Consider the following 23,478-nt stretch of genomic DNA (forward strand, 5'->3'; position numbering starts at 1 on the left):
GAGGCGGAGTCAGGCGGGCAGGGCGGGTTCCTGGTTGCGCTCGACGACGATCTGGCCGCCGTGCATGCGTACCAGTTGGTCGGCAACCGGGAAGTAGCGGTCGTCGTGGGAGATGACGATGATGGTCTTGCCCTGCTGTTTCAGCTCCGGCAGCAGCTCGGTGTAGAACACGCGGCGGAAGGCCGGGTCCTGGTCGGCGGCCCATTCGTCGAACACCAGCACCGGGCGCTGGTCGAGCCAGGCATTGATCAGCGCCAGGCGCTTGCGCTGGCCGGTGGACAGGTCGGTGGTGGTGAAGCTGCCGTCGCGGATGCTCACCTTGTGGGCGATATCAAGGCGTTCCAGATACTTGCCGGCCTCGGGCGGCAGTTCGGCCTGGCCGGGCAGCGGCTCGTCGAACAGGTAGTAGTCGGCGAAGATGGTAGTGAACAGCTGGCGGTAGTCGTCCAGGCGCTGCGGGGTGACCGTTTCGCCATTGAGCCGAACTTCGCCCTGTTGCGGGCTGTACAGGCCCAGCAGCAGCTTGATCAGGGTGGTCTTGCCGCAGCCGTTCTCGCCGACGATGAAGACGATGTCGCCCTGGCGGATGCTCAGGTTCACCGGCCCCAGGTGGAACGGCTGGCTGCCCTCGACCTGCGGGTAGTCATAGCGCAGCTGGCGCAGCTCGATGGACTCGACGCTGGACACGGCGGGTGCGCGGTCGCTCACCAGCAGGTGCGGCTCGGGCGACGAGAAGCGCGCCGACAGCTCGGCGATGCGGCGCAGGGCGATCTGCGCGCGGCTGATGCTCGGCAGGTTGGTGATCAACTGCTCCAGCGGCCCCTTCATGTACAGCATCACCAGCACGAAACCACCAAGCACGGTGCGCTCGGTGCTCGGCCAAAGCGCCTGGAAGGCGATGGCCACGCCGATGACGGCGAAGAACAGCATCGAACCGAAGGTTTCGGCGCTGACGAAGATGTTCGCCGCGCGGATGTTGGCCTTGCAGATGCGCTCGGTGGCGCCGTGGATCAGCTGGTCATGCATGTACTGGCGGCGCTTGCGCTGGATACGCAGTTCCTTGGCGCCGCCGGAGAGGGCCTGGTAGTGCTTCTGCAGCTCGTCCTCGCCGTTGCGCGCGGTGAGGATGTTCTTCATGCCGAAGCGGTGGGCGAGGAACTGCGCGCCAGTGCCGATCACCACGGTCAGGGCGGTGATCAGCAGGATCTGCCAGGACAGCAGCGCCAGGTAGGCGAGGCAGCCCAAGGTGACGGTAAAGGCAATGACCATGGGTGCCACGGACAGGGCGAAGGCGCTGATGGTGCTGACATCGTTGAGCAGCACCGGGATCAGGCGGTGGGCACGGTAGCGCTCCAGTTGCGCGATCGGCGCCACCAGCACCTTGGCGGACAATTCGCGGCGCAGCCGCGCCACCACCTTCTGGCCCACGTAGTTGGTCAGAAGGTTCGAGCCGGTGGAGCAGGCCAGGGTCAGCACGCACAGGCCGCCGAACAGCAGGGCGGTATGGGTGTCCGGCCCGCCGGCGGCATTCATCGCGCTGTTGATGGTGGCCAGCAGGGCGGTGACGCTCAGGCCGCTGACCACGCCAAGGGCCGCCGAAAGCGCGACCAGCATCCAGAACGGCTTGAGTATGCGCAGGGTTTCCTGGGCGAGGCTGGGTGTCTTGAGCGTCATGGGGGCATCTCGTGAGTATTCGTTGGCGCCGGGCAGGAGCAGGTCCTGATCTTGGTAGACGAGAGGGTTTTGCGCGGATTTAGTCGCCCGGCGCCGAGAGCGCCGGGGCGGGGCAGGGCTTACAGCTCGCGGGCGACGCGGAAGCCGATCCAGTCGCCGCGCAGGGTGGAGCTGCGCTCGTTGCGGTTGCCCGAGCGCGAGAAGATCGGCGCCTCGGTGTAGTCGTTGCCGCGGATCACCCGGCGATCCTCGCATTCGCTGCTGTTGGTCTGCGGGCTGCCGTCGGTGGGGGCGCTGGCGTAGCTGTCGACGTAGCAGTCGCGGGTCCATTCGTAGACATTGCCGTGGCCGTCGTAGACGCCAAAGGCATTGGGCGGGAAGCTGCCGACCGGCGAGGTGAAGGAGAAGCCGTCGGTAGGGCCGTAGGTATTGGCGTGCTTGGAGATCTGGTACTTCTGCTCGTCGTTGTCATCGAGCGGGAAGGGGAACGGCCCGGTGCTGCCGCCACGCACGGCGTACTCGCGCTGGGATTCGCTGAGGACCTTGTAGACCTTGCCGGTCTTCTTCGACAGCCAACTGGCATAGGCCTCGGCTTCGTGGAAGTTCAGGCACACGGCGGGCTGGCGGTCGCCTTGCTGGTAGCGCGGCACGCCGGCGATGCACTCGCGGCCCGGACGGGTATCGCCGTTGGGCACCTTGTAGCCGGTGGCCTTGAGGTAGGCCTTCCACTCCCCGTTGGTGATCTGATATTGGCTCACGGCAAAGGCTTTTTTGAACGTGACCTGGTGCAACGGGCCTTCGTCGTCCTGGCGGCCCTTTTCGTCATCCGGGGTGCCCATCATGAAGCTGCCGGCGGGCAGCACCACCATTTCCGGGCAGGTCTTGGCGCAGTCGCGGAACACGCTGCCAGGTTTGTGCGCGGGCGCCGCGGCCAGGGCCGGCAGGCTGCAGGCGACCAGCAGGGCGGCCAGGGTGAGGCGGTTCAGGGGTGCGGTCATGGGGAAGCCTTGTTCAGGGTTGCTGGGCAGACAGCGGGAGTTCGTGCTGTTGGACGAACTGAACGAGGCGATGTTTAAGGGGGATTTGTATCCAGGTGTGGTAGGGCTGCGCCTGTGAGCGCGCAGCCCGTACGCAATCAACTCAGTTCAAGCCAGATCGGTGCATGATCCGAAGGCTTTTCCATCCCGCGCAGCTCATAGTCGACCCCGGCGGCCCTGACCCGCGGCAGCAGCCCATGGGAGGCCATGATCAGGTCGATGCGCAGGCCGCGCTTGGGCTCGTCCTCGAAACCGCGGCTGCGGTAGTCGAACCAGCTGAAACGGTCGGCCACGTCAGGGTACAGGTGGCGGAAGCTGTCGACCAGGCCCCAGCCCTTGAGACGCTCCATCCACTCGCGCTCTTCGGGCAGGAAGCTGCACTTGCCGGTCTTCAGCCAGCGCTTGGCGTTGTCCGGGCCAATGCCGATATCACAGTCCTGGGGCGAGATGTTCAGGTCACCCATCACCACCACAGGCTGGTCGTTCTTGAACTGCCCTTCGAGCAGGGCCTGCAGGTCGCTGTAGAAGCGCTGCTTGGCCGGGAACTTGGTGGGGTGGTCGCGGCTTTCGCCTTGGGGGAAGTAGCCGTTCATGATGGTGATCGGCGTACCGTCGGCATCGGCGAAGGTGCCCCAGATGAAGCGGCGCTGGGCGTCCTCCTCGTCACTGGCGAAGCCCTTGGACAGCGACAGCGGTTTTTCCCGCGAGAGCAGGGCGACGCCATAGTGGCCCTTCTGGCCGTGGTAGTGCACGTGGTAGCCGAGTGCCTCGACGTCGGCCAACGGGAACTGATCGTCGCTGACCTTGGTTTCCTGCAGGCCGATCACGTCCGGCTGGTGTTTGTCGATCAGCGCCGCCAGCTGGTGCGGGCGGGCGCGCAGGCCGTTGATGTTGAACGAGACGATCTTCATGGAAAGACGATCCTGGTAAAAGCCACGGATGCTAGCCGACATCGCCGGCCACGGCCAGCATGGCGCCGCGCGGCGGGCGCTGCTAACGTGCTGGAGGAGGTGAACCCAGCGCCGGAATCTGGTTCCAAGGCCCTGTACGCCCATTCCAGGAGGACTGCCCGCAATGCCCGACGACATCGCCGCCCCGGCCCGGATCTGCCTGCTAGACGCCGGCTACGCCCGCGAGGCGCGTTCGCTGCTCTACCATGCCTACCGCCACGAACCGACCTTCGCCTGGCTGTTCGAGGCCCAGCGCCCCGGGTACGAGCGCCGCCTGCGGGTGATGGTGCGCGAGTGGGTGCGCCAGCACTTTTACCTGCAATTGCCGGCGATCGGCCTGTTGCTGGAGGATCGCCTGATCGGCCTGGCGCTGATCGTGCCGCCGTTGCGCCGGCTGGGCGTGGCCGACAGCTGGGCCTGGCGCCTGCGCATGATCCTCGGCACCGGCCTGCGCTGCACCCGCCGCTACCTGGATTACCAGGCCGCGCTGGCCGGGTGCCTGCCGGGGCACAAGGTGCATGTGCTGCCGCTGTTGGGCGTGCACCCGCAGTTCCAGGGCCAGCACTACGGCGAGCAACTGCTGCAGGCCGTGCATGACTGGTGCGCGGAAGACGCCGGTACCGACGGCGTGGTGCTGGACACCGGCAATGCGCATTACCTGGCGTTCTACCAGCGCCAGGGTTATGAAGAGATCGGCGAGATCGCCGTGGGGCCAATCCGTGAGCGGGTGTTCTTCCACCCCAACCCGCGCTCGTCGAGGGTAGCGAACCTGTGACAGGCGTTTTCTGAAAGCCCCTTGGCCGTTGCGCTCTGGTAGCATGCCGCGCATGACGTATTCAGGAAGACTTGGCTGGGGCCTGCTGTTGCTGGCCGCCAGCTCCATGGCATGGGCGCAGAGCGAATTGCTGGTACGGGTCAAACCCGCCAACAAGGCGCTCAAGTCCAATATCGAAGGGTATATCGGCAGCCTGGGTGACCGCGACGAAGAGGCCTTGCAGCGCTTCAGCCGGGGCGCCGAGGAGCAGGCGCGCAAAGCGGCCCAGGCCCTGGGCTATTACCAGGCGCGGGTCGAGACCGAGGTCAAGGCGCCGGCCGAAAAAGACAAACCACCACAACTGATCATCCAGGTCGAGCCCGGCGAGCCGATTCGGCTGCGCAATGTGACCGTGCGCATCGAAGGGCCGGCCAGCGAACTCAGGGTGTTCCGCATTCCCGACAGCAAGGCGTTGCGCCCAGGCGAGCAGCTCAACCATGGCACCTACGAGGATGCCAAGCGGCTGATCCAGAACCAGGCCTCGCGCTACGGCTTCTTCGCCGGGCGCTTCGAGCGCCAGCGCCTGGCGGTCGATCCGCAGGCCGGTGTGGCCGATATCGAGCTGGTCTACCAGAGCGGCCCGCGCTACCGCCTTGGCGCGGTGAGCTTTGGCGGCGATGCGCCGTTGGACAACGACCTGCTGCAGCGCATGGTGGGGTTCAAGCCCGGTACCCCGTACGACTCGGAACTGATCGCCGAGCTCAACAACGACCTGCAGTCCAGTGGCTACTTCGACAGCGTTCGGGTGGACGCAGCGCCCACCGCCGCAGTGGGCGAGGATATCCCCGTGGACGTCCACCTCGACACCCGCAAGCCACGCACCCTCGGCCTGGGCCTGGGTTTCTCCACCGACGTCGGGCCACGCGGCAAGGCCAACTGGACCCGCCACTGGGTCAACCCGCAAGGGCACAGCTACGGTTGGGAAACCGAGCTGTCGGCGCCCCGGCAGAACGTTGGCTTGTGGTACGACATCCCGCTGGATCCGCCGCTCACCGACAAGCTGCGCTTCGCCGGCGGCTACCAGAACGAAGAGATTTCCGGCACCGACACCCTTAGCAAGCTGCTGACGGTCGGCCCGGAGTGGCACAGCAAGCTGCCCAGCGGCTGGCAGCGGGTGATTTCGCTCAAGTACCAGCGCGAGGAATATCGCCTGGGCGACGACTCGGGGCTGAGCAACCTGCTGATGCCGGGCGTCAGCTTTTCCTACCTGCGCAGCGACAACCGCATCGACCCGCACAATGGCTACCGCCTGCAGTTCGACCTGCAGGCGGCCAAGGAAGGCCTGGGCTCGGACACCAACCTGATCCACGGCAACGTGCTGCTCAAGGGCTTGACCACCCTGGGCCAGAACCATCGTTTCCTTGGCCGCGTGCAGTTCGGCGGCAGTGCCACCAATGGCTACCAGCAGAACATCCCGCCGTCACTGCGCTTCTTCGCCGGTGGCGACCAAAGCGTGCGCGGCTACGACTACCAGTCGCTGTCGCCGAAGAACAACCAGGGCGACCGCATCGGTGGGCGCTACCTGGTGGCCGGCAGCGCCGAGTACCAGTACTCGATTGCCGAGAAATGGCGCCTGGCGACCTTCATCGACCAGGGCAATTCGTTCAACTCGCTGGAACTGCCCAGCCTCAAGACCGGCGTCGGCATCGGCGTGCGCTGGGTGTCGCCGGTGGGGCCGCTGCGCCTGGACCTGGCCCGCGCCCTGGATGACGACGGTGGTTTTCGTTTGCACTTCTCCATGGGGCCTGAGCTGTGACGCGTGTAGTCAAACCCATCCTGCTGGCATTGCTGGGCCTGCTGTTGCTGATCGTCCTGGCGTTGGGCCTGGTGCTGGGCACCCAGGGCGGCAGTCGTTGGGTGCTGAGCCTGGTGCCGGGGCTGCAAGTCAGCGATTTCTCCGGACGCCTCGGCGGCAGCTGGCAGGCCAGCCAACTGCGCTGGACGGCGGGCGAAGACCGTGTCGAGGTGCAGGCCCCGCAACTGGACTGGTCGCCAACCTGCCTGCTGCGCGCCACCTTGTGCGTCGAGCGTCTGCAGGCCGAGCGTATCGACATGGCCTTCGCCCCGGGCGAGGACAAGCCCGATGGCGGCCCGCTGCAACTGCCGGCGCTGAATCTGCCGTTGGCCATCGAGCTGGGCGAGGTCAAGCTGGGCCAACTGCGCCTGGATGGCAGCGACCTGCTGGGCGACCTCAGCCTGGCCGCGCACTGGACCGCGAGCGGGCTGCGCGTGGATAGCCTGCAACTGCGCCGCGACGACCTGCGCCTGGACGTGCAGGGCGACCTGGTACCCCAGGGCGACTGGCCGCTGCAGCTGCAAGGCACGCTGCAACTGCCGGCGGTCGATGGCAAACCCTGGCAACTGGCCTTGAGCGCCAAGGGCGAGTTGCAGAAATCCCTTGCCATCGATGCCACCAGCAGTGGCTACCTGGACGCACGCCTGAGCGGTGAGCTGCAGGCCCTGGCTGAGCACCTGCCGGCCCACCTGAGCATTCGCGCGGACAGTTTCAAGCCCGCAGCCGAGCTGCCCGACACCCTGCAACTCGACCAGCTGCGGCTCGATGCCCAGGGTGATTTGCTCAAGGGTTATCAGCTGTCCGGCTCGGCCACGCTGCCCGCCGAGCAAGGGCCGATCGGCCTGGTGCTGGCCGGCAAGGTCGATGCCAAGGGCGCCCGGCTCGACGCTCTGGACCTGAACGCCAGCGACCAGCAGCGCCTCAAGCTGCAGGCCAGCGCCGACTGGCAGCAGGGCCTGAGCGCCGATGCCAGCCTCGACTGGCTGGACTTCCCCTGGTTGCGCTTGTACCCGCTGGAGACGGCGCCCCAGGTCACGCTCAAGCGCTTGAACGCCCAGGTGCAGTACCGCGACGGCAGCTACAAGGGGGTGTTCAACGGCGACCTGGATGGCCCGGCCGGCGCCTTCAGCCTGGCCAGCCCGTTCGACGGCGACCTGGGCCAGGTACGCCTGCCGCAGCTGGTGCTCAATGCCGGGCAGGGCAAGGCCGCCGGCAGTGTCGCCCTGCGTTTTGCCGACACCCTGGCCTGGGATGTCGACCTGCAACTGTCGGCCCTGGACCCGGCCTACTGGCTGGCGAAGCTGCCCGGCACCCTGGCCGGCCCGCTGCGCAGCCAGGGCGAATTGAAGCACGAGCAACTGACGCTCAAGGCTCAGTTGGACCTCAAAGGGCGCCTGCGCGGCCAGCCGGCGCTGGTCAAGGTCGACGCCGAAGGCGCGGGCGAGCGTTGGACCCTGGGCAGCCTGGCGGTGCAGCTGGGCGACAACCGCATCAATGGCAGCGCCAGCGTACAGCAACGCCTTGCCGGACGTGTCGACCTCGACCTGCCGCGCCTGGGCCAGCTCTGGCCGCAACTGCAAGGGCAGGCCAAGGGGCGCCTGGACCTGGCCGGCACCCTGGCCGCGCCGCAAGGCACCCTGACTCTGCAGGGGCAACAGCTGGGCCAGGCGGACAACCGCGTGCAGCGGCTGGACCTGGATGCCCGGCTGGACAATGCCCAGCGCGGCCAGGTGACGCTCAAGGCCGGCGGTATCCGGGTGGGTGATACCTCCCTGGGCAGCCTTGATGTGCAAGGCAAGGGCGATCTTCGCCAGCAGGCCGCCACCCTGGCCCTCGACGGCCCGCAACTCAAGCTTGACCTGGCGCTGGATGGCGCCCTGGCCAAGGGCGACTGGCGCGGTCGCCTGGCGAGCGGGCGCATCCAGGCCGGAGGCCAGGACTGGCAGTTGCAGGCGCCGGCGCGCCTGCAGCGTCTGGCCAGCGGCCAGCTCGATTTCGGCGCCCATTGCTGGCGCTCCGGCCAGGCCAGCCTGTGCGGCGAGGACCAGCGCTTGGCGCCGGAGCCGCGCCTGCGCTACCACCTCAAGCAGTTCCCGCTGGACAGTCTGGCGCAGTGGTTGCCCAAGGACTTTGCCTGGCAGGGCCTGCTCAACGCCGACATCAACCTCGACATCCCGGCCAGCGGGCCCAAGGGCAGCATCCGCGTCGATGCCGGCGGCGGCACCTTGCGGGTACGCGACAAGGACCGCTGGGTCGACTTCCCCTATCAGGTGCTGCGCCTGGACAGCACCCTGGCGCCACGCCGGGTCGACACCCGCCTGGACTTCCGTGGCGAGCGCCTGGGTGAGCTGAATGTCAACACCCGCCTTGATCCGCTGGGCCGCAACAAGCCGTTGTCCGGTGATTTCCGCCTGGCCGGGCTTGAGCTGTCGGTCATTCGGCCGTTCCTGCCGATGGTCGAGCGCCTGACTGGCCAGCTCAACGGCAGCGGGCGTCTGTCCGGCAGCCTGATTGCGCCCCAGGTCAATGGCAGCCTGGCCTTGAGCGGTGGCGAGGTCAGCGGCGCGGAGTTGCCGGTGAGCCTGGAGGGCCTGTCGCTGCAGGCGCTGATCGCCGGTGAGCAGGTGCAATTGAACGGCAACTGGCGCAGTGGCGCGGCAGGGCGTGGGCAACTGACCGGACACCTGACCTGGGGGCAGGCGCTGGGCATGGACCTGCGCCTGCAAGGCCAGCAGCTGCCGGTCAGCGTCGAGCCCTACGCGGCGCTGGAAATGGCGCCCGACCTGAGCATTCGCCTGCTGGACGACAAACTGGCGGTGACCGGCAAGGTGCAGGTGCCCAAGGGCAAGATCACCGTGCGCGAGCTGCCGCCGTCGACGGTCAAGGTCTCGGACGACACGGTGATCGTTGGCCACCAGACCGAACAGGGCAAGCCGCCGGTGGCGGTGGCGGTGGCGATGGACATCGATGTCGATGTCGGCAGCGAAAAACTGTCGTTCAAGGGCTTCGGCCTGACCGCCAACCTGCTGGGGCACGTGCATATCGGCGACAACCTCGACACCCGGGGCGAGCTCAGCCTGGCCGATGGGCGTTACCGCGCTTACGGGCAGAAGCTGACCATTCGCCGCGCGCGGCTGCTTTTCGCCGGTCCCATCGACCAGCCGTACCTGGATATCGAGGCGATCCGAAAGGTCGACGACGTGATCGCCGGTATTCGCCTGAGTGGCAGCGCCGAGCAGCCGACCACCAAGGTGTTCTCGGAGCCGGCGATGAGCCAGGAGCAGGCGTTGTCCTACCTGGTGCTGGGCCGGCCGCTGAACAGCTCCGGCGAGGACAGCAACATGCTTGCCGAAGCGGCGCTGGGGCTGGGCTTGATGGGCAGCGCCGGCCTGACCGGCGGCTTGGCTTCGAACCTGGGCATCGACGACTTCCAGCTTGACACCCAAGGTACGGGCAACAAGACCAGCGTGGTGGCCAGCGGCAACCTCACCGAGCGCCTGAGCCTGCGCTACGGCGTAGGCGTGTTCGAGCCGGCCAACACCATCGCCTTGCGCTACAAGCTCAGCAAGAAGGTGTACCTGGAAGCCGCCAGCGGCCTGGCCAGCTCGCTGGATATCTTCTACAAGCGCGATTTCTGATCTGTCCTTTATCCGCCCCGGCCAGCGCTGGCCGGTGGCAGATGGCACGGCTCAACGCGCAGCCCGCAGGCGCCGCCACAAGGTGGTGCGGCTGATGCCGAGGCGGCGCGCGGCTTCGTCGAGGTCGCCCTGGCAACTGTCCAGGGTTTCGCGTACATGGCGCAGCTGCGCGGCCTTGCCCACTGTTTGCAGATCGGACGCTTGCGGCGCCTTGGCGCGCCGGGATGGCAACTGGCCTTGGCACAGCTCGGGCAGCACCCGCGCCAGGTACTGCTCGTCCACCCCTTCGTCGCGCAGCAGTTCGCGGGCCGACAGCATCGCCCGCTCGATCACGTTCTCCAGTTCACGGACATTGCCCGGCCAGGCATGGCGCACCAGGTAGGGCAATAGCGCCGTCATTACCTGTGCAGCGCCTGTTGGCTGCCCCTGGACCAGCAGGCGCTGGCCGATGCTCTGGCAGATCAGGGCGATGTCCTCGGGGCGTTCGCGCAGGGGCGTGGTCTGCAGCCGCAGGATGTTCAGTCGGTAGTACAAGTCGGTGCGGAAACTGCCCTGGTCGATGGCCGTGCCCAGGTCCTGGTGGGTGGCGGCGATGATCCGCACGTCGATGGCAATCGGCTCGGTACTGCCCAGGCGCAGCACTTCGCGCTCCTGCAGCACCCGCAGCAGGCGGGTCTGCAACGACACCGGCATGTCACCAATTTCGTCGAGGAACAGCGTGCCGCGGTGCGCGGCCTCGAACAGACCGGGCTTGCCGCCCTTGCGCGAACCGCTGAAGGCGCCTTCCTCGTAGCCGAACAGTTCGCTCTCCAGCAGTGTTTCGGGAAATGCCGCGCAGTTGATGGCGACGAAAGGGCCCTGCCGGCGCGGGCTTGCATTGTGGATGCCCTGGGCCAGCAGTTCCTTGCCGGTGCCGCTCTCGCCGGTGATCAGGATGGTCGAGTGGCTGGCGGCGAAGCGCTCGGCCAACTGCAGCATCTCGCGGTTGGCCCTGCTGTTGCCGCTCAGTTGTTCCAGCCGGTAGCGCGCGGTGAAGGCGCCGGGGCGACGGCTGGCGCGGATGCGCTGGTCGGCTCGCTGCACGGCGCTGATATCCTGGCAGGTCAGCACCAGGCCGGTGCGCTCGCCGTTCTCCAGGATCGGCAGCAGGTTGCTGACCACGGCTTGCGCGCCCAGGCGGATGACACGGTTGTCCTCGCCCGTGCCGTCCTGCAAGGCCTGCTGCAGGTCCAGCTCGGGGCAAAGGGCTTGCAATGGGCGGCCGAGCGCCGCGCTGGCCGGCAATCCCAGCAACTGTGCCAGTGCCGGGTTGAGCGACTGCACCAGGCCTTGGTTGTCGACGGCCGCGACCCCGGTGGGGATATGTTGCAGCACGGCATCGAGGTGGCGGCGCTTGGCGATTTCGATGCGCTGGCTGTCGAGGATGCCAAGGGCCTCTTCGAGCGCCTTGCGCACGGTGTCCTCGCTCAGCGACAGCACGCCCTGCAGCCCGGCCTGCTCGGCCAGCTCCACCACGGTAGACGAGCCGATGATGCTGCCACAGCCCAGCCGGGCGGCGTAATCGACGGCGTGGCGGGCTTGCTCAAGCGAGGTATAGGCGGCCTGGTGCACCTGCACGGTGAACAGCGCCGCCAATGCCTGCAGGTCCTGGTTGATGTGGTCGTAGCTGAGCACGGCCACTTGCGTGCCGTGGGCCTTGGCCTGCCCCAGGGCGCGCAGCAAGTCGCCGCCGCCGACGCGCATTGCCAGTACTGGCCGGGCCAGGTGCTTGCGCAGGTAGGCGGCGGTGGCCCCTGCGCAGACGAACACATCGACTTCGCCGCGCTGCTCCAGCTCGCGGGCGGTCTGCAGCGCTTCGGCTACCGAGGTGTCGAGCACTTCGATACGGGTGTCGGGGTAATCCGCCGTGAGCCCGCTCACGACCTGGGCGAGACGGCTGCGCTGCCGAGGGCGTTGCAGGTGGCTGATCAGCACGACGACCTTGGAGGCGGGGGAGTGCATGGCGGACCCTGTTCATGGTTGCAATGTTTCAATAGTGAATGAATGCCTTGCACAAGTGAAATGAAGATTGTCCAGCCGGGCACTGCCAGGACATGCCCAAACCCAGGCGTCACGGGGCTCGCAGGTGGATGGTCGACAGTTGGCCCAGGCTTTGCTCTGGCCCTGTTGCCAATTCACCAGCGAAGGCAGGGCCCATCGACCCATGAGCAGTTCCTCCACGACGTCCCTGGCCAGCGATCCGATCGCGGCCAGCGACAACGACCAGCAGTTGGTCGACTTCATTCGCGAACGCGCCGCCGCCGAGCGGGTGCTCATCACCGCGCGCAAGCGCTTGAGCGGTGGTGCCATCCAGGAAAACTGGCGGCTCGACCTGTTGATCGAGGGTGGTCCCTGGGCCGGTAACCGGCGCTGGGTCCTGCGCAGTGACGCACTGTCGGCGCTGCCGGCCAGCCTCGGCCGCGAACAGGAGTTCGCCGTGCTGCAGGTGGTCTACCAGGCCGGGGTCAAGGTACCGCGACCGCTCTGGCTGTGCCGTGACACGCGGGTGCATGGGCGGGTGTTCTTCCTCATGGAATACGTGCCGGGCATCGCCGCCGGGCGCCTGCTCAGCGCCCAGGCCGGTGCGCAAGGGCAGGGCGGGCTGGCGGCGCAGTTGGGCGCCAACCTGGCGCGCCTGCATCAGGTGCGCCCCCCGTGTGCGGCGCTGGACTTTTTGCCAATACCTCAGGGCTCACCCGCCCTGGCCACCCTCACGGCCTACCGGCGCTACCTCGACACCCTCGACCAGGCCTACCCGGCCCTGGAGTGGGGCCTGCGCTGGTGCGAGCTGCATGTGCCGCGCAGTCAGGCCCTGTGCCTGCTGCACCGCGACTACCGCACCGGCAACTACCTGGCCAGCGAACAGGGGCTGGAGGCGGTGCTCGACTGGGAATTCAGTGGCTGGGGCGACCCCTGCGAGGACCTGGGTTGGTTCAGCGCCCGTTGCTGGCGTTTCACCCGCCCCGACCTGGAGGCGGGCGGCATCGGCCTGCTCGAGGACTTCCTGCGCGGCTATCACGAAGTGTCCAGCCTGGCCATCGAACCTAGCCAACTGCACTACTGGCAGGTCATGGCCACCCTGCGCTGGGCGGTTATCGCCCTGCAGCAAGGACAACGCCACCTGTCCGGCGAAGAACCTTCCCTCGAACTGGCTCTGACCGCGCGCCTGCTGCCGGAGCTGGAGCTCGACATCTTGAACATGACCGGAGCCGAGGCGCCATGACCCAACCGAATGCCGCGCAACTGCTCGATATCGCTCGCCAGACCTTGCTGGAGCAGGTGTTGCCCGAGCTGTCCGGCGAGCTGCGCTACCCGGCGCTGATGATCGCCAACGCCATGGCCATCGCTGCGCGTGAAAGCCGCCTGCAAGGCGAGCTGGAGGTCCAGGAGCACGCACGTCTGGGCGCCGTGCTCGAGGCGCCGCCAGCGACCCTGGCCGGCACGAGACAGCATTTGGCCCAGACCATCCGCGAAGGTCGCCACGACGCGCCGCAGGCACGTCGCGCCCTGGTCGAGGCGCTGCGCCAGACGACGCTTGACCGTCTGGCGATCAGCAACCCCAAGGCCATGCCCTGAACGCCGGTGGCCACTGCCCGATTTCCAAGACTGAAAACGCATAGAAGGACAACCATGAACTTCACCCTGTCGGACGACCTGCTGACCTTGCAGGCGAAAACGCGCGACTTCATTGCCAATCACGTGATTCCGTTTGAGAAAGACCCGCGCCAGGACCGCCACGGCCCCAGCGACGACTTGCGTCAGGACCTGCTGGAAAAGGCCCGCATCGCCGGGTTGCTGACCCCGCATGCCAGCCCCGAGATGGGCGGCATGGGCCTGAGCCATGTGGCCAAGGCGATCGTCTTCGAAGAGGCCGGTTATTCACCCCTGGGGCCGGTGGCGCTGAACATCCACGCACCCGACGAAGGCAATATCCACCTGATGGACGTGGTCGCCACCGAGGCGCAGAAGGACCGCTGGCTGCGCCCGCTGGTCCAGGGTCGGGCGCGCTCGTGCTTCGCCATGACCGAGCCTGCGCCGGGCTCGGGCTCGGATCCGTCGATGCTGCGCACCACGGCCACCCGCGATGGCGACGATTACCTGATCAACGGCCGCAAGTGGTTGATCACCGGCGCTGACGGCGCCGATTTCGCGATCATCATGGCGCGCATGGAGGACGGCACGGCGACCATGTTCCTCAGCGACATGCGGCGTGAGGGCATCGTCCACGAACGGCAGCTGGACTCGCTGGACAGCTGCTTCACCGGTGGCCACGGGCAACTGCGTTTCGACAACCTGCGCATCCCGGCGAGCGATGTGCTCGGCGAGATCGGCAAGGGCTTCCGCTACGCCCAGGTGCGTCTGGCGCCGGCACGGCTGACCCACTGCATGCGCTGGCTCGGCGCCGCGCGTCGTGCCCACGACATCGCCTGCGATCATGCGCGCACCCGCGACGCCTTCGGCAAATCGCTGGGCGAGCACCAAGGTGTCGGCTTCATGCTCGCCGACAACCAGATGGACCTGCATGTGGTGCGTCTGGCGGTATGGCACTGCGCCTGGGTACTCGACCAGGGCGAGCGGGGCAATGTCGACTCGAGCATGGCCAAGGTGATCAGCTCCGAGGCGCTGTGGCGGGTGGTTGATCGCTCGATGCAGGTGCTGGGCGGGCGCGGGGTGACCGGGGACACGGTGGTGGAGCGGATCTTCCGCGATATCCGGCCGTTCCGCATCTATGACGGTCCGAGCGAAGTGCACCGCATGAGCCTGGCGAAGAAACTCCTCGACCAGCGCCCGGGAGGTCACTGATGCAGCCGCAACTTGCTCGACTGTTCTCTCTTGATGGCCGTCGCGCCCTGGTGACCGGGGCCTCCAGTGGCCTGGGCCGGCACTTTGCCCAAACCCTGGCGGCCGCCGGCGCCGAGGTGCTGGTCACCGCCCGGCGCGAGGCGCCGTTGCAGGCCCTGGTCGAGACCATCCAGGCCAGCGGCGGCCGGGCCCGCGCCTTTGCCCTCGATGTGACCCGCCGGGACGATGTCTGCCGGGTGCTCGATGCCGCCGGCCCCCTGGATGTGCTGGTCAACAACGCCGGGGTGAGCGGCAGCCAGGCGCTGCTCGACTGCGATGATGGCAGTTGGGACCGCGTACTCGACACCAACCTCAAGGGCGCCTGGACGGTGGCCCAGGAAAGCGCGCGGCGCATGGTTGCCGCAGGGCAGGGCGGCAGCCTGATCAACGTCACCTCGATCCTCGCCAGCCGGGTGGCCGGCGCCGTCGGCCCTTATCTGGCGGCCAAGGCCGGCCTGGCGCACCTGACCCGCGCCATGGCCCTGGAGCTGGCGCGCCATGGCATTCGCGTGAACGCCCTGGCGCCGGGATACGTGATGACCGACCTGAACGAGACGTTCCTGGCCAGTGACGCGGGGCAGAGATTGCGTTCGCGTATTCCGAGCCGGCGCTACAGCCAGCCGGCGGACCTGGACGGCGCCTTGCTGCTGCTCGCCAGTGACGCCGGCCGCGGCATGAGCGGCAGCGAGATCGTGGTCGATGGCGGCCACCTGTGCAGCAGCCTGTAGATACACCCCCAGCCTTGCAACCCCCGTGATGAATGGCACCGGCCGTGCCGGTCAAGAACAACAAGAAACAGAGGTAGTTATGTGCGTGCAACCGTTGAACTGCCCATGGACGAAGGACCCGTCATGATGAACCCGAGCCTGGAACACGAACTGGCCCCGAATGCGGCCAACCACGTGCCGCTGTCACCACTGTCGTTCCTCAAGCGCGCCGCGCAGGTCTATCCCCAGCGCGACGCGGTGGTGTACGGCGACCGTCGCTACACCTACCAGCAGTTGCACCAGCGCAGCCGGGCCCTGGCCAGCGCCCTGGAGCGGGTCGGCGTGCAGCCGGGCGAGCGTGTGGCGATCCTGGCGCCGAACATCCCCGAGATGCTCGAGGCGCACTATGGCGTGCCCGGCGCGGGTGCCGTGCTGGTGTGCATCAATATCCGCCTGGAGGCGCGCAGCATCGCCTTCATCCTGCGCCATTGCGCGGCCAGGGTACTGTTGTGCGATCGCGAGTTCGGCGCGGTGGTCCACAAGGCGCTGGCGATGCTGGACACGCCACCGCTGCTGGTGGGCATCGATGATGCCCAGGCCGAGGGCGCCGACCTGGCGCCGGACCTGGACTACGAAAGCTTCCTGGCCCAGGGCGATGGCAACCGGCCGTTGAGCGCGCCGCACAACGAATGGCAGTCGATCGCCATCAACTACACCTCCGGCACCACCGGCGATCCCAAGGGCGTGGTGCTGCATCACCGTGGCGCCTACCTCAATGCCTGCGCCGGGGCGCTGATCTTCCAGCTCGGCCCGCGCAGCGTCTACTTGTGGACCCTGCCGATGTTCCACTGCAACGGCTGGAGCCATACCTGGGCAGTGACCCTGTCGGGGGGGAGCCACGTGTGCCTGCGCAAGGTGCAGCCCGAGGCGATTCACGCCGCCATCGCCGCGCATGGCGTGACCCACCTGAGCGCCGCGCCGGTGGTGATGTCGATGCTGATCCATGCTCCGGCAGGCGCCGCGCCGTCCCAGGCGGTGTCGGTGATCACCGGTGGCGCCGCACCGCCCAGCGCGGTGATCGCCGCCATGGAGGCGCGCGGTTTCAGCATCACCCATGCCTATGGCATGACCGAAAGCTATGGCCCTAGTACCTTGTGCCTGTGGCAGCCAGGCGTCGACGAGCTGCCGCTGGAGGCTCGCGCGCGGTTCATGAGCCGCCAGGGCGTGGCCCATCCGATGCTCGAGGAAGCCACGGTGCTGGATACCGATAGCGGCCAGCCAGTGCCCGCCGACGGTGCGACCCTGGGCGAGCTGGTGGTGCGCGGCAACACGGTGATGAAAGGCTACCTGCACAACCCCGAAGCCACCCGCAGCGCCCTGGCTGGCGGCTGGCTGCACACCGGCGACCTGGCCGTGCTGCACCCTGATGGCTATGTGGAGATCAAGGACCGGGCCAAGGACATCATCATTTCCGGCGGCGAGAACATCAGTTCGCTGGAGATCGAGGAGGTGCTCTACCAGCATCCCGAGGTGCTCGAGGCTGCCGTGGTGGCGCGGCCCGATTCGCGCTGGGGCGAAACCCCGCATGCCTTCGTCACCCTGTGTGCCGAGGCCCAGGTGGGCATCACCGGCGAAGAGCTGATCCGCTGGTGTCGCGAGCGCCTGGCGCACTTCAAGGCGCCGCGGCATGTGTCGTTGGTGGCGCTGCCGAAGACGGCCACCGGCAAGATCCAGAAATTCGTCCTGCGCGAATGGGCTCGCCAGGCGGCTGCAGCCAGTGACCGGCCGGAAGGGTGATGCGTGGTCACTCTCCCGATCGGCCGCCGGCTCGCTCAAGTCTGCTATATCGAACGGAGGAAAAGCTTCACACTATCCGCCAAAATACAGGTAGGCATCTACCTGCCTGTGAACCGACATTCATGAGCCGGATCTTCTCTGATGACGTCCTATATCCTGGGGACCGCGTTACTTGGATTCGACGACTTCGCTCTGGCCCAGAGGCTCGAGCCTCATGCGCTGCTTGCAGAGGTTTCGCTTGCCCTTGGCGAGCCCGATGGCGCAATCGAAACCCGCCCGTTCAACGCGCTACTGGCGTTGGCTGCGCACCGTTCGGGCAATCGCCTGTTCGCTCTGCAGTTCGGGCTTGAACATGGCATGCGAGGGATGGGGACCCTGCTGCATGTCATTCAGAGCGCGGACACAGTCGGTGAGGTGCTGAGGGCATTGGTCCGGTACGCCCATGTGCTCGGCACGGCAGTGGAGTTTCGCCTGGAGCGGCATCTCGGCAATGCACGCTTGAGCTGTCAGGTCACCGATGCGGATCTGCCCTGTGTAAGACAGACCGTGGAGTGGGCGATGGGAATGAGCGCGCAGCTCATGCACAGTTTGCTCAAGCACCTCTGGCGCCCGCAGGCCCTGCTGCTGTGCCATGGCGCGGGGGCGGAGCCTTCGGCATACCGGCGTCTGCTGGGGGTGGCGCCGCGTTTTTCCAGCACGGAAAACGCCTGGGTGTTCGACCCTGCGCTGCTGGACGCACAGCTTGGCGCAAAGGATCAACGCATCCTGCAACTGACCCGGCAGTTCCAGGACGAGCTGGCGGATATCACGCTGGAGTCGTTGCCCATGCACGTACAAAAGCTTATGCGCAATCACATGCCCCAGGGGCGTGTCACGGTCGAACAGATTGCCATGGATCTTAAGATCAGCTCGCGCAGCCTGCAGCGCTACCTGCTGACCCAAGGCACGAGTTTCCAGGCATTGCTGGACGGGACCCGCCAGGCGATGGCCACCCGGTTGCTACGAGATGCGACGATCAACCTGACGCAGGTGGCAGAGTTGCTGGGATACACCCAGCTTGCCGCGTTTTCCAGGGCGTTCAGCCGCTGGCATGGCCTCAGCCCGCAACAATGGAAGCGCCAGCTACGCCAGGCGCCTGATGCCGAAAGCGGGCGTGGTCGACATGGCTGACGTTCCCTTTGTCCGGGCAATCAGCCTCACCGGGTTTCATGCCTTCGCCGCCGGGCAGGGGCTTGATCCCGAGCAGATGCTCAAGCACGTCGGCCTGCCGGGCCAGGGCCTTCAAGACGAGGACGATCTGCTCCCCTACCAGCAATACTGTGCTTTGCTCGAGGCCTGCAGTCGGCATTCGGGCAATGCGCTGTTCGGCCTGGAATATGGTCTGTTCCAGGCCTCCGATGTGTTGGGTGACTTGCTCCACCTGCTGCGCAATGCGCGCACGGTCGGTGATGCGCTGGTGGAATTGCGCAACCATTACGCCCTGTACAATGGTGCGGCCGAAGTCGGGCTGGACAGCGAAAACGGCCTGACCATCCTCAGCTATCATGTTCGCCCCTCCCACGCGCCCGGCGTGGGCCAGGCAGAGGAGCTGGCCGGTGCCGTGGGCATCGCACTGATGCGCGCACTGGCAGGCCCGCACTGGCTACCTAGCGCCCTCTGGCTCAACCATTCGCCCAGTACCGATGTCGCCTTGTATGCCCAGGCGCTCGGCATGCCGCCCACCTTCAATGCGCGTTGTGTCGCCCTGGTGTTCGAATCATCGCTGTTGGCGCAGCCCTGTGTCCTGTGTGATGAGGCGTTGCACCAACTGGTGGTCAGGAGGATGCAGCGCCTGGAGCGGCTGTCCGGCGACGAGCTGGCCATCCAGATCAAGCAGTTGCTGCATCACCTGCTGCCCAGTGGGCGGGCCACGGCGCAGAAAGTGGCCAGCATCATGGCGCTGACGCCGAACGAGTTGCGTCAGGCCATGACGCAGGAAGGGCTGACGTTCCAGCAATTGCTCGAGGAGGTACGTCAGTCCATGGCCCAGGCCTACCTTGCCAGGCCTTCGGCCAACATCGGCGAGCTGGCCGCGCTGCTCGGCTATTCCGACACCAGTGGATTTTGCCGAGCCTTTCATCGCTGGTTTCAGATGAGCCCGTTGAGCTGGCAGAAGGCCCACGGCATCAAGCGCCAGCCGCGTCTGCTGGGGCGCGGACGTACGCGCCCCTAGAGGGTGTCGGCCCTTCGCTAGTAACCCCGGAATATATCGCCAATGCTCGCGATAGGGTGCGCCGCGTGCGCCGTTTGTGCCACGGATCGACTGGCTATGGAAGACTGAGGGGCGTAGACCGCCGTCAGGAACAGGGCAAGTGTCACGCTGGCCACCAGAAAAGCAAAGATACGCATGGGAACCTCCAGCTTTTGTTTTTGTAGTTATCTTCGAGTCTGGCCCGTGGCGTTGGCTAAAGCTTGATAAAGTGCGCCATTAAATGGGCCTTTGTGCGGCTGTTTCGGGAGGGTTGGCCGCTGCGAATACCTGGGTGGCCGCCACGATGTCCTGATCGCCATGGCCCATGGATTCAGCCCTTTGCACGACCCCGCATACGGCGTCGAAGACCGGCGTCCAGGCCCCTTGCGCGTGCAGCGCCTGGGCGATGTGAGCGAAGGCGCCGGCATGCACATCGAGCCTGGCCTGATCGCCTGCGAAATCCTGCGCTTCCAGCCGGCGTACCGCTTCTTCGAGCGCGTCGCTGATGAAAAACCGTGACGTGTCGAGCAGCAGCCTGGCCGTCTCCGCCACCGGCAGGCCGAAACGCTCGCTCGCGCCCACGGCCTCGAAGAACGCCATCATCGTGGCGAATGCCTGGGCGTGGAGCACGGTGGCAAAGGCCAGTGCTTCGTCCCAAGGCAGGAACATCGTTTGACCGGCCAGCGCTTCGAGCAGCGCCCGATGCTGCTCGAAACCCTCACGATCGCCGGTATGCAGGGTGTGGCTCTGGCGATGACCGACGTTGCGCGGGTAGGCCACTATCATCCCTTTGACGTACAGGCCACCAGCGGCGTTGACCAGCGCCTGAAGCGCCAGGCCCTCGTCGCGGCCGTTGGTGGTGTAATCGATCACTGTGCGACCTGCGAGTGCCGCCATCACCCCCGGCCTGCCAAGCACGCCATGGGTCGCCTGGTCGTCCAGCAGCACGAAGACCGTGACCGGGCTTGCGCTGAGCGCGGCGTGAGCCGAGTCGCACAGCTGAGCACCAGCGGCGACCAGCGCCGCCGCTTTGCCAGGCGAACGGTTCCACACCGCCACGCGTTTGCCTTGCTTGAGAAATGCATGGGCCATGATCGTGCCCATGGCGCCGAGCCCGACTACCGATACATCGACGTCGAGGCGCTGCTCATTTTGCGTGCTCACATTCCAACCCTCATGATTTTTGTTTTAGGTATCCAGGACGCGGGCGCAGTCTTTCGCCTACAACAGGTTCTGTGCGCGGGCCCAGTCAGTCGCGTCGACCAGCGTGCGTTCGAAGGCGCTGAAGATCGCCTCGATATCGGCCTGGGTGCAGATCAACGGCGGACAGAAGGCGATCGTGTCGTAGATGGCGCGAATGATCAGCCCGTGCTTGTGCGCCTGTCTGAACACATAGCCACCCAAGGTGCCGGGCTGGGCGAAGGGTTGGCCGGTGGCCTTGTTCGCCACCAGTTCGATGGCGCCCACCAGCCCGATACCGCGCACATCGCCCACCAGCGGATGGTCGGCGAATTCGCGCAGACGGCGCTGGAATTCAGGGGCCAGGCGCTGGACCTGGCCCACCAGGTCGCGCTCTTCGATGATGCGGATATTTTCCAGCGCCACCGCAGTGGCGACGGGATGACCCGTGCAGGTCAGGCCATGGGCGAAGGCTCCCAAACGCTGGCTCTGGCTGAGCAGGACGTCATGAATGGCATCGGACACCAGCACGGCGGCCAGGGGCTGATAGGACGAGGTGAGCTGCTTGGACAGCACCATGATATCGGGCTGGATCCCGTACAGCTCGGCGCCGAACATCGTGCCAAGCCTGCCGAAGCCGGTGATGATCTCGTCGATCACCACAAGGATGTCGTAGCGTCTGCACACCGCCTGGATCGCTGCCCAGTAGCCTTGGGGAGGCGGAATCACGCCGCCTGCGGCCATCACCGGTTCGCCGATGAACGCGGCGATGGTTTCCGGGCCCTCGTCGAGGATGTAATGCTCCAGCTCGTCCGCCAGGCGCGCCGAAAAGGCTTCCTCGGTCTCGCCAGGCCGGCCGAATCGATAGAAGTTCGGGCAGGTCAGGTGATGCACCGGGATGGCCGGCAGATCGAAATCACGGTGCATCGACGGGATGCCGCTCAAGCTGGCGCAGGCGACGGTGGCGCCGTGATAGGCCTGCTGGCGGGAGATGAACTTCTTCTTGGCGGGCTTGCCCAGTGCGTTGTTCACGTACCAGACCATCTTCACCACCGAGTCGTTGGCCTCGGACCCTGAGTTGGTGAAGAACACATGGTTCAGATCGCCGGGCGCAAGCTCCGCCAGCTTGGCGGCGAGCGCCGCGGCCGGGGCGTTGGTCTTGTGGCTGAAGCTGTGGTAGTAGGGCAGTTGCCTGAGCTGCTCGACGGCGGCGTCGACCAGGCGCTGTTCGCTGAAACCCAGGGCAACGCTCCACAGGCCCGACATGGCTTCGATATAGGCATTGCCCTGTTCGTCGAAGACCCGCACACCGTCGCCTGCGGTGATGACCAACGGCCCGATTTCCTGATGCTGGGCCAGGTTGGTGTTGGGGTGAATGAGTGCTGCCAGATCGTTGCGCGCGGTCGCAGTGAGCGTGTTCATTGGTTCATGTTCCTGTCGCAGGCTTCGATCGCCCGCAAGTGAGCAGGTTGCCTGCGCCCCGTGGATCGTCACGGGACGCACGGCAGGATCCTGCGGTTACTGACCAAGCGCTGCCGCGACCGCTTCGCCGAACGCCTTGAGACCCTGTTCGAGCTGCTCGGTCGGGGTGTTCACCGGTGGCATCAGCTTGATGATCTCGCCGTTCGGCCCGCAGCGATCGACCAGCACGCCCGCCTGCAGCACGCGCTGCTGGGCATCCTTGGCCAAGGCTACGTTGCCGCGGCCGAAATCGATGCCGGCGATCATGCCGCGGCAGCGCGCCGAGGCGACCCCTGGAATCTCGGCGTAGCCGGCGACCGCGCGTTCCATGGCCGCGCAGTTGGCGGCCAGCAACTTCAGGAACTGCTCGTCGCGCCAATAGCCGAGGGCAATCTGGGCGGTAAGGAACGCCAACTGGTTGCCGCGGAAGGTGCCGATATGATCGCCCGGCTCCCAGACATCCAGCCCGGCGCCGATCAACACGATGGCCATGGGCAGGCCGTAGCCACCGATCGATTTGGCGCAGGTGATCAGGTCAGGGACCACCCCGGAGCGCTCGAAGCCGAAGAAGTCACCGGTGCGGCCGCAGCCAGCCTGGATCTCGTCGCAGATGAGCAACACCCCGTGTGCACGGGTCCATTGGCGCAAGGCTTGCAGCCACTGATTGGAGGCGGGGTAGACGCCGGCCTGGATCTGCACCGATTCGACGATCACCGCCGCTGGCAGCTCCGAGCCGCTGCCCTGGTCGTTGGCCAGGCGCTCGAGGAAGCCGATGCTGTCGAAGGCGCCGTAAGGGCTGTCTTCGTAGGGCACGAACACCACGTCGGTGGACAGCCCCGGACCGCGCCGGGTGCGGTTGCCAGTGACCGCCAGCGCACCAGCCGTCATGCCGTGGTAGGCACCATAGAACGACACGATCTTGCTCCGCCCGGTCGCCTTGCGCGCCAGCTTCAATGCCGCCTCGACGGCATCGGCGCCGGTCGGGCCGGTGAACTGCACCTTGTAGTCCCAGCCGCGCGGCTTGAACAGGTCGCGTTCCAGCGACTCGAGGAACTGCCGCTTGGTGGTGGTGTGCAGGTCCAGGGCATGGGTCACGCCGTTGGCCGACAGGTACGCGATCAACGCATCGCGCATGCGCGGGTCGTTGTGGCCGTAGTTCAGGGCACCGGCGCCGGCAAAGAAGTCCAGGTACTCGCGGCCATCTTCGCCGCGGATCTTGCTGCCCTGGGCAGTATCGAAGACCAGCGGCAGATCGCGGCAATACATCCGCACGTTGGACTCGAGCCGTTCGAATGTCTCGATGTTGTTCATGCAT

At 66.5% G+C, this 23,478-nt stretch carries 17 protein-coding genes; 10 read left to right on the forward strand and 7 right to left on the reverse strand.

Annotated elements, in window-relative coordinates:
- Nucleotides 1–9 precede the first annotated feature (9 nt).
- The 3 genes from BMY03_RS12105 to xthA all read right to left on the reverse strand — a co-directional run bounded on the left by BMY03_RS12105 (nt 10) and on the right by xthA (nt 3,622).
- The gene (locus tag BMY03_RS12105) at nt 10–1,674 is read right to left on the reverse strand and encodes a cyclic peptide export ABC transporter (protein WP_038705980.1); all 1,665 of its coding nucleotides are present in this window, start codon (nt 1,672–1,674) and stop codon (nt 10–12) included.
- 119 nt (nt 1,675–1,793) lie between these two features.
- The gene (locus tag BMY03_RS12110; RefSeq protein WP_094011187.1) at nt 1,794–2,672 is read right to left on the reverse strand and encodes a formylglycine-generating enzyme family protein; all 879 of its coding nucleotides are present in this window, start codon (nt 2,670–2,672) and stop codon (nt 1,794–1,796) included.
- A gap of 137 nt (nt 2,673–2,809) precedes the next feature.
- Nucleotides 2,810–3,622, reverse strand: a complete 813-nt coding sequence (gene xthA, locus BMY03_RS12115; RefSeq protein ID WP_023631818.1) for an exodeoxyribonuclease III — start codon at nt 3,620–3,622, stop codon at nt 2,810–2,812.
- 163 nt (nt 3,623–3,785) lie between these two features.
- Here xthA and BMY03_RS12120 point away from each other — a divergent pair, with 163 nt between their 5' ends.
- Genes BMY03_RS12120 through BMY03_RS12130 form a run of 3 tightly spaced genes read left to right on the forward strand, consistent with a single transcriptional unit; the run spans nt 3,786 to nt 9,908 of the window.
- A complete protein-coding gene (locus tag BMY03_RS12120) occupies nt 3,786–4,436 on the forward strand; it encodes a GNAT family N-acetyltransferase (RefSeq protein ID WP_094011188.1) in 651 nt (216 codons plus the stop codon).
- 52 nt (nt 4,437–4,488) lie between these two features.
- Complete coding sequence (locus BMY03_RS12125; RefSeq protein WP_094011189.1) at nt 4,489–6,231, forward strand: autotransporter assembly complex protein TamA; 1,743 nt, start codon at nt 4,489–4,491, stop codon at nt 6,229–6,231.
- Nucleotides 6,228–9,908, forward strand: coding sequence for a translocation/assembly module TamB domain-containing protein (locus BMY03_RS12130; protein ID WP_094011190.1), 3,681 nt, complete (start codon nt 6,228–6,230; stop codon nt 9,906–9,908). Before BMY03_RS12125 ends, BMY03_RS12130 begins: the two co-directional genes overlap by 4 nt.
- 51 nt (nt 9,909–9,959) lie before the next feature.
- On the opposite strand, the gene prpR is transcribed toward BMY03_RS12130, so the two are convergent.
- Nucleotides 9,960–11,909 (reverse strand): propionate catabolism operon regulatory protein PrpR, encoded by a 1,950-nt coding sequence (prpR, locus tag BMY03_RS12135; protein WP_094011191.1) that lies wholly within the window; start codon nt 11,907–11,909, stop codon nt 9,960–9,962.
- Nucleotides 11,910–12,111: 202 nt separating this feature from the next.
- On the opposite strand from prpR, the gene BMY03_RS12140 reads away from it, so the two are divergent.
- The 7 genes from BMY03_RS12140 (at nt 12,112) to BMY03_RS12170 (ending at nt 19,505) form a co-directional block, all read left to right on the forward strand.
- Nucleotides 12,112–13,170 carry a phosphotransferase family protein gene (locus tag BMY03_RS12140; RefSeq protein WP_038705986.1) on the forward strand — a complete coding sequence of 353 codons (1,059 nt, stop codon included), beginning with the start codon at nt 12,112–12,114 and terminating at the stop codon, nt 13,168–13,170.
- Entirely contained in the window at nt 13,167–13,523 is a 357-nt protein-coding gene (locus tag BMY03_RS12145) for a DUF6285 domain-containing protein (protein ID WP_094011192.1), read from the forward strand. Before BMY03_RS12140 ends, BMY03_RS12145 begins: the two co-directional genes overlap by 4 nt.
- A gap of 54 nt (nt 13,524–13,577) precedes the next feature.
- On the forward strand, nt 13,578–14,750 hold the full coding sequence (locus BMY03_RS12150; RefSeq protein ID WP_038705988.1) for an acyl-CoA dehydrogenase family protein: 1,173 nt from the start codon (nt 13,578–13,580) through the stop codon (nt 14,748–14,750).
- Nucleotides 14,750–15,517, forward strand: a complete 768-nt coding sequence (locus tag BMY03_RS12155) for an SDR family NAD(P)-dependent oxidoreductase (protein WP_094011193.1) — start codon at nt 14,750–14,752, stop codon at nt 15,515–15,517. The genes BMY03_RS12150 and BMY03_RS12155 overlap by 1 nt, the downstream gene beginning before the upstream one ends.
- Nucleotides 15,518–15,622: 105 nt before the next feature.
- Entirely contained in the window at nt 15,623–17,293 is a 1,671-nt protein-coding gene (locus tag BMY03_RS12160; RefSeq protein WP_425311894.1) for a long-chain-fatty-acid--CoA ligase, read from the forward strand.
- 141 nt (nt 17,294–17,434) lie between these two features.
- Nucleotides 17,435–18,463 carry an AraC family transcriptional regulator gene (locus BMY03_RS12165; protein ID WP_094011194.1) on the forward strand — a complete coding sequence of 343 codons (1,029 nt, stop codon included), beginning with the start codon at nt 17,435–17,437 and terminating at the stop codon, nt 18,461–18,463.
- Nucleotides 18,456–19,505, forward strand: coding sequence for an AraC family transcriptional regulator (locus BMY03_RS12170; RefSeq protein ID WP_094011254.1), 1,050 nt, complete (start codon nt 18,456–18,458; stop codon nt 19,503–19,505). Before BMY03_RS12165 ends, BMY03_RS12170 begins: the two co-directional genes overlap by 8 nt.
- 255 nt (nt 19,506–19,760) lie before the next feature.
- Here BMY03_RS12170 and BMY03_RS12180 read toward each other — a convergent pair whose 3' ends face one another.
- The 3 genes from BMY03_RS12180 to BMY03_RS12190 form a co-directional block, all read right to left on the reverse strand.
- A complete protein-coding gene (locus BMY03_RS12180; RefSeq protein ID WP_094011196.1) occupies nt 19,761–20,687 on the reverse strand; it encodes an NAD(P)-dependent oxidoreductase in 927 nt (308 codons plus the stop codon).
- 57 nt (nt 20,688–20,744) lie between these two features.
- Nucleotides 20,745–22,124, reverse strand: coding sequence for an aspartate aminotransferase family protein (locus BMY03_RS12185; protein ID WP_094011197.1), 1,380 nt, complete (start codon nt 22,122–22,124; stop codon nt 20,745–20,747).
- Between the two features lie 96 nt (nt 22,125–22,220).
- The gene (locus tag BMY03_RS12190) at nt 22,221–23,474 is read right to left on the reverse strand and encodes an aspartate aminotransferase family protein (RefSeq protein WP_038705991.1); all 1,254 of its coding nucleotides are present in this window, start codon (nt 23,472–23,474) and stop codon (nt 22,221–22,223) included.
- Between the last annotated feature and the right edge of the window lie 4 nt (nt 23,475–23,478).

The sequence above is a fragment of the Pseudomonas soli genome, assembly GCF_900110655.1.
Taxonomy (GTDB): domain Bacteria; phylum Pseudomonadota; class Gammaproteobacteria; order Pseudomonadales; family Pseudomonadaceae; genus Aquipseudomonas; species Aquipseudomonas soli.

What these genes read in the sequence shown, in the direction of transcription:
- BMY03_RS12105 (WP_038705980.1), bottom strand. Translation starts at nt 1,674, where the DNA reads ATGACGCTCAAGACACCCAGCCTCGCCCAGGAAACCCTGCGCATACTC.
- BMY03_RS12110 (WP_094011187.1), bottom strand. Translation starts at nt 2,672, where the DNA reads ATGACCGCACCCCTGAACCGCCTCACCCTGGCCGCCCTGCTGGTCGCC.
- xthA (WP_023631818.1), bottom strand. Translation starts at nt 3,622, where the DNA reads ATGAAGATCGTCTCGTTCAACATCAACGGCCTGCGCGCCCGCCCGCAC.
- BMY03_RS12120 (WP_094011188.1), top strand. Translation starts at nt 3,786, where the DNA reads ATGCCCGACGACATCGCCGCCCCGGCCCGGATCTGCCTGCTAGACGCC.
- BMY03_RS12125 (WP_094011189.1), top strand. Translation starts at nt 4,489, where the DNA reads ATGACGTATTCAGGAAGACTTGGCTGGGGCCTGCTGTTGCTGGCCGCC.
- prpR (WP_094011191.1), bottom strand. Translation starts at nt 11,909, where the DNA reads ATGCACTCCCCCGCCTCCAAGGTCGTCGTGCTGATCAGCCACCTGCAA.
- BMY03_RS12140 (WP_038705986.1), top strand. Translation starts at nt 12,112, where the DNA reads ATGAGCAGTTCCTCCACGACGTCCCTGGCCAGCGATCCGATCGCGGCC.
- BMY03_RS12145 (WP_094011192.1), top strand. Translation starts at nt 13,167, where the DNA reads ATGACCCAACCGAATGCCGCGCAACTGCTCGATATCGCTCGCCAGACC.
- BMY03_RS12150 (WP_038705988.1), top strand. Translation starts at nt 13,578, where the DNA reads ATGAACTTCACCCTGTCGGACGACCTGCTGACCTTGCAGGCGAAAACG.
- BMY03_RS12155 (WP_094011193.1), top strand. Translation starts at nt 14,750, where the DNA reads ATGCAGCCGCAACTTGCTCGACTGTTCTCTCTTGATGGCCGTCGCGCC.
- BMY03_RS12160 (WP_425311894.1), top strand. Translation starts at nt 15,623, where the DNA reads ATGGACGAAGGACCCGTCATGATGAACCCGAGCCTGGAACACGAACTG.
- BMY03_RS12165 (WP_094011194.1), top strand. Translation starts at nt 17,435, where the DNA reads ATGACGTCCTATATCCTGGGGACCGCGTTACTTGGATTCGACGACTTC.
- BMY03_RS12170 (WP_094011254.1), top strand. Translation starts at nt 18,456, where the DNA reads ATGGCTGACGTTCCCTTTGTCCGGGCAATCAGCCTCACCGGGTTTCAT.
- BMY03_RS12185 (WP_094011197.1), bottom strand. Translation starts at nt 22,124, where the DNA reads ATGAACACGCTCACTGCGACCGCGCGCAACGATCTGGCAGCACTCATT.
- BMY03_RS12190 (WP_038705991.1), bottom strand. Translation starts at nt 23,474, where the DNA reads ATGAACAACATCGAGACATTCGAACGGCTCGAGTCCAACGTGCGGATG.